The 12,170-nt window shown below is 75.5% G+C and carries 1 protein-coding gene; it reads right to left on the bottom strand.

The genetic code is table 11. The features are described from left to right. Position 1: 1 nt before the first annotated feature. Positions 2-12,160 carry a type I polyketide synthase gene (locus tag OYE22_RS00795; protein WP_277318558.1) on the bottom strand — a complete coding sequence of 4,053 codons (12,159 nt, stop codon included), beginning with the start codon at positions 12,158-12,160 and terminating at the stop codon, positions 2-4. Positions 12,161-12,170: the final 10 nt, after the last annotated feature.

Genomic DNA, 12,170 nt, shown 5'->3' on the forward strand with positions numbered 1-12,170 from the left:
ATCAGGGCAGTTCGCGGTCGATCAGGGCGAACATCTCGTCGTCCGACGCGGTGTCGAGGTCGCTGAAGTCGTGTCCGCCGGTGCGCTCGCTGGTCCGTTCGTTGACCTTGCTGAGCAGCCCGGTCAGGCGCTTGGCGACGCGTTGGCGGCCCTCGTCGTCCAGGGTCAGTGCGGCGAGGGTGTGTTCCAGTCGGGCCAGTTCGCCCAGTACGGGGTCTGCCGCGTCCGGCCCGGGGGCCTCGGCCTCGCCGGGGGCGAGGCGTTGCAGCAGGTGGTCCGCGAGCACGGTCGCCTCGGGGTAGTCGAAGACGAGGGCGGCGGGCAGTCGTAGGCCGGTGGCGGCCGACAGGCGGTTGCGTAGTTCCACCGCGGTCAGCGAGTCGAAGCCCAGTTCCTTGAAGCTGGCGTCGGCGGGCACCGCGTCCACGTCGGGGTGGCCGAGCACGGTCGCGGCGTGCGTACGGACCAGGGTGAGCAGCGTGCGGTGCGCTTCGGCCGCGGTCAGCCCGGCGAGGCGGGTGGTCCAGTCGACGGTGTGTGGCTCGCTGGTGGCGCTGGCCGTGCGCCGCTGTCGGCGGCCCGTCGTGGCCTGGCTGGTCAGGCCGCGCAGGGGGGCGGCCAGGGTGTCGCTCGGCTGGGCCGACAGGGTGCGCGGGTCGAGGTCCGCGGCGATCAGGTGGGGTGCGCCGTGTTGGGTGGCGGCATCGAGGAGGGTGAGGCCGTGGGCGGTGGTGAGGGCGCCCACGCCCGAGCGTGCCATGCGGGCCAGGTCCGCGCTGTCGAGGTGGCCGGTCATGCCGCTGGCGTCGGCCCACAGGCCCCAGGCGATGGACACGCCGGGCAGGCCGAGGTCACGGCGGTGGGCGACGAGCGCGTCGCAGAAGGCGTTGGCGGCCGAGTAGTTGGCCTGGCCGGGGCCGCCCAGGGTGCCCGCGGCCGAGGAGAAGACGACGAACATGCCGAGTCGCAGGTCCTTCGTCGCGGCGTGCAGGTGGGCGGCGCCCGTCGCCTTGGCCTGCCACACCCTGGCCAGCCGCCGCGGTGTCTGGGCGGCGAGTACGGCGTCGTCCAGGACCCCGGTGGCGTGGATGACGCCGGTGAGTGGGTGGACCGGGTCGATGCCGGTGACGAGGTCGCGGACGGCTGCCGCGTCGGTGACGTCGGCGCCGACCACGCGCACGTCGGCGCCGAGGCCGGCGAGGCGGTCGACGAGTTCGTCGGCGCCGGGCGCCTCGGCCCCACGGCGGCTCACCAGGAGCAGGTGGCGCAGGCCCCAGGCCCGTACCAGGTGTTCGGCGACCAGGGCGCCGAGGGTTCCGGTGCCGCCGGTGATCAGGACCGTGCCGTCGGGGTCCACCGCGGCGGGTACGTCGAGGACCAGTTTGCCGGTGTGCCTGGCCTGGCTCAGGTGGCGCAACGCCTGCCGGGCCCGGGCCAGTGGCCACCCACGGACCGGGGCGGGGCGCAGGTCGTGGGAGACCAGCAGGTCGCGTACGGTGCGCAGGATCTGCCCGACGCGGTCGGGGCCCGCGTCGGGTACCAGGTCGAACGCCTGGTAGCGCACGCCCGGGTGGGCGGCGGCGATGGCGTCCTGGTCGCGGATGTCGGTCTTGCCCATCTCGACGAACCGTCCGCCGTCGCCGAGCAGGCGCAGCGAGGCGTCCACGAACTCGCCGGCCAGGCTGTTGAGTACGACGTCGACGCCCCGCCCGCCGGTGGCTTCCCGGATCATCGCCTCGAAGTCCAGGTCGCGGGAGTTGGCCCGGTGGGCCGCGTCGATGCCCATCTCCTCCAGCACGCCGTGCTTGCCAGGGCTGGCCGTCGCGTACACCTCGGCGCCCAGGTGGCGTGCGATCTGCACGGCGGCCATGCCCACGCCGCCGGTGGCCGCGTGGACGAGTACCGACTCGCCCGGGGCCAGGCCACCCAGGTCCACCAGGCCGTACCAGGCGGTGAGGAAGACGGTGGGCACGGCCGCGAGTTCGCGCGGGTCGAGCCCCTCCGGCAGCGGGGTGACGAGGCGGGCGTCGGCGATGGCAACCGGCCCGAAGGCGCCTTCGAAGAGGCCGAACACGGTGTCGCCCGGTGCCAGTTCGGTCACCCCGGGGCCGACTTCCCGTACGACTCCGGCGCCCTCGCTGCCGCGGAAGACACCGTTGCCCGGATACATGCCGAGGGCGATCAGTACGTCGCGGAAGTTGATGCCCGCGGTGTGCACCTCGATGCGTACCTGGCCCTCGGCGAGCGGTTCCAGCGCCTCCGGGCAGGGGCGGGGGACGACGCTGTCGAGGGTGGCGGTGCCCTCGGAGGCCAGCCGCCAGGCGGGGGCGGCGACCGGGGCGACGAGTTCGGCGCCGAGGGCGCCGGCCCGTCGCATGCGGGGTACCAGGACGCGGCCCGCGCGCACCGCGAGCTGCGGCTCGTCCAGGTCCACGGCGCGCAGCACGCTCTCCACCGGGGCCTTGGCGGGCCGCTCCGGCGCGGGGTCGAGGTCGAGGAGGACGAAGCGGCCCGGGTTCTCGGCCTGCGCGCTGCGGATCAGGCCCCACACGCCGGCCGCGGCCACGTCGGTGGCGCGGGTGGCCGGTTCGGCTCCCGCGCTGCCGGGGTCGGCGTCGTCGGTGGTGACGGCACCACGGGTGACGACGATGAGTCGGGCGTCGTCGGTACGGGGCTCGGCCAGCCAGTCGCGCGCCACGTCCAGCACGTGCTGGGCCAGGGCGAGGCCGGCGCCGGCCGGGTCGTCGTCGGGCGTCCCGGCCCCGGGCCCGGTGCGTACGACGCTGAGCAGGGCGGTGGTCGGGGCGGGCGCGCCCGCGTCCAGGGCGGCTGTCAGCGCGGCGACGTCCGGGTAGCTGGCGACGGTGGAGCCGTCCGGTACCGGGAGCCCGGCGAGTTGGAAGACGTCGTCACCGAGTACGGCCCAGCCGCCGGCGGCCGACCGCCGGGTGGGGGCGTCGGCGTCGGCCGGCGTGGGTACGGGCGTCCACTCCAGCGTGTAGAGGCCGTCGGCGCCGGGGGCGTCGGCGGCGCGGAGTTGGTCCGTGCGGGCGGGGCGCAGCACGAGTGCGTCGGCGCTCAGCACGGGTTGGCCCGCCGCGTCGGCCACCGCGACCCGCAGCGCGCGTTCGCCCGCGCCGTGTGACGGGAGCGGGGTGAGCCGGACCCGGAGCGTGCGGGCGTCGGCGGCCCACAGGGCGAGGCCCTGCCAGGAGAAGGGCAGCCACAGTTGGTCGGCCGGGTCGGCCTCCGCGTCCGGGGTCTCGGTGGGCCAGGTGAGGAGTCGGGCGGGGTGCAGGGCTGCGTCGAGGAGGGCCGGGTGGAGTCCGAAGCCGTCGGGGGCACCGGCCGCGTCGGGCAGGGCGACCTCGGCGAGCACGTCGGGCCCGTGCCGCCAGGCGGCCCGCAGCCCCTGGAACGCCGGCCCGTAGGCGTAACCGGCCGCGTTGACCTGCTCGTAGAAGGCGTCGACGAGCACGGGTTCGGCGCCGGCCGGGGGCCAGTTCGTGCCGAGGTCCGGGCCGGCGGGGGCCGCCGGGCCGAGGACGCCCTCGGCGTGGCGGGTCCAGGTGCCGGCGTCGTGGTCGGCTTGTGCGTAGACCCGTACCTCGCGCCGGCCGTCGTCCGCCGGGGCGTCGATGACGACCTGGACCCGGACGCCGCCGTCGGCGGGGAGTACCAGCGGCGCCTGGAGCGTCAACTCCTCGACGCCGGCGCAGCCCGCTTCGTCGGCGGCGCGCAGCGCCCACTCGGCCAGCGCGGCGCCCGGCACCAGGACGGCGCCGGCCACCACGTGCTCGGCCAGCCAGGGGTGCGCGTGGGCGGTGACGCGGCCGGTCAGCACGTGGGTGCTGCCGTCGGCGAGTTCCATGGCCGCGCCGAGCAGGGGGTGGTCCGCGGTGGTCAGGCCCAGGTCGGTGGGGTCGGCGCCGCGGCCGGTGTCGCCGTCGAGCCAGTACCGTTCGCGCTGGAAGGCGTACGTGGGCAGGCTCACGACGCGCGGCGCGGGGTCGGTGGCGAACCAGCGGGTCCAGTCCACGGCGACACCGGCCGTGAACGCCTGTCCGACCGCGCGCACGAGTTGGGCGGGGCCGCCCTGGTCGCGGCGGAGTGTGGGGACCGTGACGCCCGCCAGGCCGGCCTCCTCGAAGGCTTCCTGGAGCCCGACGGTGAGGACGGGGTGGGTGCTGGCCTCGATGAACACCCGGTGGCCCGCCGCGAGGAGCCTTGCCGTGGTGTCGGCGAAGCGGACCCGTTCGCGGAGGTTGGTCACCCAGTACGCGGCGGTCAGCTCCGTCGTGTCCAGGCGTTCCGCGCTGACGGTCGAGTAGAACGGCACGTTGGCCGGGCCGGGCTCGACACCGGCGAGCAGGTCGCGGAGTTCGTCGGCGATCTCGTCGACCTGTGGGCTGTGCGAGGCGTAGTCCACGTCGATCAGGCGCGCCCTGCCGCCGCTCTCCTCGCAGTGGGTGACGGCGTGCCGTACCTGTTCGGCGGGGCCGGAGATGACGACGGAGCCGGGGCCGTTGACGGCGGCGACACCCACGCCCGCCGTCGCCTCGCCCAGGTCGGCCAGCAGTTCGACGACCGCGTCCTCGCGCAGCGCGAGCGAGGCCATCGCCCCGCCACCGGCGAGGCGGCGCAGCGCCCCGCTGCGCAGCGCCACCACCTTCGCGCCGTCCTCCAGGGACAGCGCGCCGGCGACGACGGCCGCCGCGATCTCACCCTGGCTGTGGCCCACCACGGCCGCGGGGGTCACACCCTGGTCGGCCCAGACCGCGGCGAGGGAGACCATCACGGCCCACAGCACGGGCTGCACCACGTCCACCCGGCCCAGGTCGGCCGCGTCCACGCCGCCCCGTAGTACCTCGGTCAGCGACCAGTCCACGTACGGGGCGAGAGCCCGTTCACACTCGGCCACCCGGGCCGCGAACACCGGTGAGGACTCCAGCAACCCGGCGCCCATGCCCACCCACTGCGAACCCTGGCCCGGGAAGACGAGTACGGGGCCGCCGGCGGTGGCACCGGTCGGGGGTGTGTCGGGGCCGATGACGCCGGGGTAGGTCTCGCCGGCGGCCAGTGCCTGCAGGCCGACCAGGAGTTCGTCGCGGTCCTGGCCGACGACGACGGCACGGTGCTCGAAGAGCGCGCGGGTGGTCGCCAGCGACCAGCCGATGTCGGCCAGGTCGAGTTCGGGGTCGGCGATCACCCGGCGGGCGAGTGCGGCGGCCTGGTCGCGCAGTGCCCGCGGGCCACGGGCCGAGACGGCCCAGGGCACGATGGCCTCGGTGGGGGCCTGGGCCTGGCCGGTTCCGCCGGCGGGGTCGGGCTCGGTGGGCTGTCGCGGCGCCTCCGGTGGTGCCTGCTCCAGGATGATGTGGGCGTTGGTGCCGCTGATGCCGAAGGACGACACGCCCGCGCGGCGCGGGCGTTCCCGGCCGGGCCACTCGACCTGTTCGGTCAGCACGCGGACGCTGCCGGACTCCCAGTCGACGTGCGGCGTCGGGGTGTCGACGTGCAGCGAGGCGGGCAGCACCCCGTGCCGCATGGCCTGCACCATCTTGATCACGCCGGCGACGCCGGCGGCTGCCTGGGTGTGCCCGATGTTGGACTTGACCGAGCCCAGCCACAGGGGTTGGTCGTCGGGCCGGTCCTGGCCGTACGTGGCGAGCAGGGCCTGTGCCTCGATCGGGTCGCCGAGGGTGGTGCCGGTGCCGTGTGCCTCGACGGCGTCCACGTCGGCGGTGGTCAGGCCGGCGCTGGCCAGCGCCTGGGCAATGACGCGTTGTTGGGCGGGGCCGTTGGGGGCGGTGAGCCCGTTGCTGGCGCCGTCCTGGTTGATGGCCGAGCCGCGCACGACGGCCAGCGGACGGTGCCCGTTGCGCCGGGCGTCCGAGAGTCGTTCCAGCAGGAGCAGGCCCACGCCCTCGCCCCAGCCGGTGCCGTCGGCGGCAGCGGAGAAGGGCTTGCAGCGGCCGTCGGCGGCCAGGCCGCGCTGCCGGGAGAACTCGACGAAGGTGTTGGGGGTGGCCATGACGGTGACGCCGCCGGCAAGGGCCAGGGTGCACTCACCCTGGCGCAGCGCCTGGGCGGCCAGGTGCATGGCCACAAGCGAGGACGAGCAGGCGGTGTCCACGGTCAGCGCCGGGCCTTCGAGGCCGAAGGTGAAGGCGACGCGCCCGGAGGCGATGCTCGGGGTGCTGCCGGTCATCAGCCGCCCCTCGACGCCCTCGGGGGTGCGGCCGAGGAAGCGGCTGCCGTAGTCGTCGTACATCACGCCGGTGATGACCGCGCACCGGCTGCCGCGCACGCTGGCGGGGTCGATGCCGGCGGACTCGAAGGTCTGCCAGGCGGTCTCCAGGAGCAGCCGTTGCTGGGGGTCGGTGGCGACGGCCTCGCGCGGGCTGATGCCGAAGAACGCGGCGTCGAAGCGGTCGGCGTCGTGCAGGAAGCCGCCCTCGCTGGCGTAGCTGGTGCCGACGTGGTCGGGGTCGGGGTCGAAGAGTTCGCCCAGTGGCCAGCCACGGCCGGTGGGGAAGGCGCCGATGGCGTCGGTGCCGGAGGAGACCAGGTCCCACAGGTCGTCGGGCGAGCCGACGCCGCCCGGGTACTGGCAGGCCATGCCGACGATGACGATCGGGTCGTCGTCGGTGGCGGCCGGCGCCGGGGCGGGGGTCTGGCGTCGCGGGGCCGCGCCGATGAGTTCGTCGCGCAGGTGGCGGACGAGGGCGTCGGGGGTCGGGTAGTCGAAGATGACGGTGGCCGGGACCCGGATTCCGGTGCTGGCGCTGAGCCGGTTGCGCAGGTCGAGCGCGGTGAGCGAGTCGAAGCCCAGGTCCTGGAAGGCCCGGCCGAGGTCGATGGTCTCCGGCGCGGGGTGCGCGATGACCGTGCCGACCTGCTCCCGTACCAGGTCGGCGACCGCGGCCTCCTGTTCGGCCGGCGGCATCCCGGCCAGACGGGTGCTCCAGGCGGCGGTGTCGGCCGGCGCCTGCCCGACGCGGGGCGCGGCCGGCACCAGGCGGCGCAGCGCGGGCGGCAGCGGTCCGGCGTGGGCCTGGGCGCGCAGTACGGCCAGGTCGAAGCGGGCGGGGAGCACGGTGGCGTACGGAGCGGCGAGCCCCGCGTCGAACAGGGCGAGCGCCTGGTCCGGGGGGACGGGGGCGACGCCGGAGCGGGTCATGCGGGCCAGGTCGGCGTCGCTGAGGTGGTCGGTCATGCCGCCGGAGTGGCCCCACAGGCCCCAGGCGAGGGAGGTGGCGGCCCGGCCCTGGGCGCGGCGGTGTTCGGCGAGCGCGTTCAGGAACGCGTTGGCCGCCGCGTAGTTGGCCTGGCCGGCGCTGCGGACCAGGGAGGCGGCGGAGGAGAAGACGGCGAAGACGGCGAGGTCCAGCTCGCGGGTGAGCTGGTGCAGGTGCCAGGCGGCGTCCAGCTTGGGGGCGAGTACGGCGTCGAGCCTGGCGGAGGTCAGGGCGCTGACCACACCGTCGTCCAGGACGCCGGCGGTGTGGATGACGCCGGTCAGCGGATGGGCCGGCGGGATGGCGTCGAGCAGGGCCGCCAGGGCTCGCGGGTCGCTGGTGTCGCAGGCGGCGATGGTGATCTGGGCCGGGTGCCCGGCCCGCTCGGCGAGGTCGGTCAGCTCGGCGGCGAGTTCGGCGGCGCCGGGGGCTTCCCGGCCGGCCCGGCTGACCAGCAGGAGGTGCCGGGCCCGGTGGGTGGTGAGCAGGTGCCGGGCGATCTGGCGGCCGAGCGCGCCGGTGCCGCCGGTGATGAGTACGGTGCCCAGCGGGTCGAGCGCCGGCGCGGTGGCCTGCGGGTCGGGCCGGAACCTGGCCAGTCGCGGCACGCACGACGTGCCGGTGCGCAGGGCGAGTTCCTCCTCGTCGCCCGCCAGTGCGGTGGCCACGGCGGCGGGCAGCGCCCGCTGGGACGCTGGGCTGTCATCGATGTCGAGCAGCAGGACGCGGCCGGGGTGTTCGGCCTGCGCGGAGCGGGCCAGGCCCCACAGCGCGGCGCCGGCCAGGTCGGCGGGCGGTTCGCTGGCGTCGGTGCTGACCGCGCCACGGGTGACGATGGCGAGCCGGGTGGCGGCCAGCGCGTCGTCGGCGAGCCAGCCCTGGAGGTCGGCGAGCAGGCGGTGGGCGCTGTCACGCACCTGGGTGGGTACGTCGTCGCCGTCGGCCCGGTCGAGGGTGGCGAGCACGATCGTGGCCGGGGCGGCGGCGCCGGCGGCGACGGCGGCGCGCAGCTCGGCCAGGTCGCGGTAGGTGCTGACGCTGGCCGCGCCGGCCGCGCCGGGCAGGCCGAGGTCGGTCGCTCCGACGACGGCCCAGCGGCCGGTCGCCTCGCCTTGGTCGGCGGCCGGTGCGTGGGCCTGCCAGTCGAGTCGGTAGAGCGTGTCGTCGACGGCGGCGCGGTGGGCCCGCCACTGCTCGGCGGGGATCTCCCGCACGCCGAGGTGGCGCACGGTGGCGACGGGGGCGCCGCCGGTGTCGGTCAGCTCCAGGCTGACCTGGTCGGCGGCGGTCTGGGTGATGCGTACCCGCAGCCGGGTGGCGCCGGCTGCGTGCAGTCGTACGCCGCCGAAGGTGAAGGGCAGGCGCACGGTGCGCGGCGACTGCTCCTGGGTGGGGTCGGTGGTCTGGTCCCGGTCGGTGCCCCACAGCTCTTCCAGCGGGTGCAGCACGCTGTCCAGGAGGGCGGGGTGCAGTCCGTACCCGGTGGCGTCGGCGCGCTGCCCGGTGCTCAGGCGCACGTCGGCGACGATGTCGTCACCGTCCCGCCAGGCCGCGTGCAGGCCACGGAACGCGGGCCCGTAGGCGTAACCCTGGTCGGTCAGGCGGGCGTACAGGCCGGCCACGTCGATGGGTTCGGCGCCGGTGGGTGGCCACGGCTCGGCCGGGCTGGTGCCGGTCGGCGCGGGGTGGGTCGGGGTGGCGCTGGCCGCGTCGGCGATGAGGCCGGCGGCGTGCTGGTGCCAGGAGCCGGGGCCGCTGCCGCCGGTGGCGTCGTCGTCGGCCGGCCGGGAGTGGATGGTGACCGTGCGGCGCCCGGTGGCGTCCGGGGCGCCGACGGCGAGTTGGACCTGCACCGCACCGGTGGCGGGCAGGATCAGCGGCGACTCCAGGGTGAGGTCCTCGACCAGGTCACAGCCCGCCTGCGCGGCGGCCAGCAGGGCCAGTTCGAGGAAGGCGGTGCCTGGCAGGGGGACCGTGTCCTGGATGGCGTGGTCGGCCAGCCAGGGGTGGGTGTGCAGGGAGAGCCGCCCGGTGAGCAGGAGGCCGCCGTCGGCGGGCTCGACCAGGGCGCCGAGCAGGGGGTGCGCGGTGCTACCGAGGCCGGCGGCGCGCACGTCACCGGTGGCGGCGGGCGTCGGCCGCCAGTAGCGCTGCCGCTGGAAGCGGTAGGTGGGCAGGGGCACCGTGCGGCCACCGCCGGGCACGGTGGCGCCGAAGTCGACGGTGGCGCCGTCGATGTGGGTGTGGGCGAGCGCGGTGAGCAGGGTGCGCGGCTCGTCGCGGCCCTTGCGCAGCACGGCGGCGAACGCGGGCTCGCCCTGGCCCGCCTCGCCGTCGATGGCGGCCCGGGCCATGGTGCCGAGGACGGCGTCGGGGCCCAGTTCGAGGTAGCGGACGACGCCCTCGCCCTGGAGGGTGCGCAGGCCGTCATGGAACCGTACGGGCTCGCGCACGTGGCGCACCCAGTAATCGGGGTCGGTCAGGTGCTGGGCGCCGACGAGTTCCCCGGTCAGGTTGGAGATCACCGGGATCTGCGGGGCGTGGTACGTCAGGCCGCTGGCGACCGCGCGGAAGTCGGCGAGCATCGGGTCCAGGCGGGGCGAGTGGAAGGCGTGGCTGACGCGCAGCCGCTTGGTCTTGTGGCCCCGCTCGCGCAGCGTTTCGGCGATCTCGTGGACGACCTCCAGATCGCCGGAGACGACGACGGCGGTGGGGCCGTTGACCGCGGCCAGCGCGGCCCGGTCGGTGCGCCCGGCGAGCAGTTCGCTCACCTGCTCCTCGGTGGCCTCGACGGCGATCATCGCGCCGCCGGCCGGCAGCGCCTGCATCAGCCGTCCCCTGGCGGCGACCAGGGTGCAGGCGTCGGCCAGCGACAGAACGCCCGCGACGTGCGCGGCGACCAGCTCGCCCACGGAGTGCCCGGTGAGGTAGTCGGGGGTGACGCCGAAGGAGGTGACGAGCCGGTACAGCGCGGTTTCCAGGGTGAACAGGGCCGCCTGGGTGATGCCCGTCTGGTGCAGGGGGTGGTCCTGGGTGTCGTCGCCCTCGGGGCCGGCGGGTGTCTCGTCGGCGAACAGGGCGGCGCGCAGCGGCCGGTCGAGCAGCGGGTCGAAGTGGGCGCACGCCTCGTCGACGGCGGCGGCGAACACCGGGTAGCGGTCGTAGAGTTCGCGTCCCATGCCCGGGTACTGGCTTCCCTGCCCGGTGAACAGGAAGGCGGTTCCACCGGGCCGCGCGGGTGACTCCGCTCGGAGCAGGCCGGGGTGTGGGCGGCCGTCGGCGAGCGCGTGCAGGGCCTCGGTGAGCTGCTCGCGGTGTACGTCGATGAGCACGGCCCGGTGCTCGAAGGCGGAGCGGGTGGTGGCCAGCGACCAGCCGATGTCGGACGCGGACAGGTCGGGGTGGGCGGCGAGGTGGTCGGCCAGCGCCCGGGCCTGGTCGCGCAGGGCTTGTTCGGTGCGGCCGGAGAGCGTCCAGGCCAGCGGGGTGCCCTCGGGCCGGGGCGCGGTGGGGGCGGCCGGGGGTTCGGCGGGCTCGGCGGCGGGTGGCTGTTCCAGGATCAGGTGGGCGTTGGTGCCCGAGATGCCGAAGGAGGAGACGGCCGCCCGGCGCGGGCGTTCGCCACGCGGCCACGGCACGGGCTCGGTGAGCAGGCGTACGGCGTCGCCGGACCAGTCCACGTGCGGCGTGGGCGCGTCGACGTGCAGGGTGCGGGGAAGCTCCTCGTGTCGCATCGCCATGATCATCTTGATGACGCCGGCGGCGCCGGCCGCGCCCTGGGTGTGTCCGATGTTGGACTTGACCGAGCCCAGCCACAGGGGCCGGTCAGCGGGGCGGTCGGGCCCGTAGGTGGTGAGCAGGGCGTGGGCCTCGATGGGGTCGCCGAGGCGGGTGCCGGTGCCGTGCGCCTCCACCGCGTCGATGTCCTCCGGAGCCAGCCTGGCGTTGGTCAGCGCCTGGCTGATGACGCGCTGCTGGGACGGCCCGTTGGGGGCGGTGAGCCCGTTGCTCGCCCCGTCCTGGTTGACGGCGGAGCCGCGGATGACGGCGAGCACCTCGTGCCCGTTGCGCCGGGCGTCCGAGAGCCGCTCAAGGAGCACCAGACCCACGCCCTCGGAGAACGCGGTGCCGTCGGCGGCGGCGGCGAACGCCTTGCAGCGGCTGTCGGCGGCCAGGCCGCGCTGCCGGGCGAACTCGGTGAACACGTTGGGGATGCTCATCACCGTGACGCCGCCGGCCAGCGCGAGGGCGCACTCGCCCTGTCGCAGCGCCTGCGCCGCCAAGTGCATGGCCACCAACGACGAGGAACAGGCGGTGTCCACCGTCACCGCGGGACCTTCGAGGCCCAGCGTGTAGGCGACCCGCCCGGACAGCACGCTCGGCGCGTTGCCGGTGACGAGGTAGCCCTCGGCGTCCTTCTCGATGTGCGGGGTGCCGAAGCCGGGCAGGGCGACGCCCGCGTACACGCCGGTGGGTGAGCCCTTCAGCGTCTGCGGGTCGATGCCGGCCCGCTCGAACAGCTCCCACGTCGTTTCCAGCAGCAGCCGCTGCTGCGGGTCGATGGCGAGGGCCTCGCGCGGGCTGATGCCGAAGAACTCCGGGTCGAACGCGGCCGCGTCGTAGAGGAATCCGCCCTGCCTGGCGTAGCTCGTGCCGGCGTGGTCCGGGTCCGGGTGGAAGAGGCCGTCCAGGTCCCAGCCACGGTCGGTGGGGAAATCCCCGATCGCGTTCTCCGCGGCGTGCACGAGGCGCCACAGGTCCTCCGGTGACGCGACCCCGCCCGGATAGCGGCAGGCCATGCTGACCACGGCCACCGGCTCCTGGGACCGCTCCTCCACCTCGCGCAGGCGAGTGCGCGTGCTGTGCAGGTCACTGGTCACCCGGCGCAGGTAGTCGACCAGCTTCTCTTCATTCACCACGGAGGGTCAC

Source organism: Streptomyces sp. 71268, from assembly GCF_029392895.1.
GTDB lineage: Bacteria > Actinomycetota > Actinomycetes > Streptomycetales > Streptomycetaceae > Streptomyces.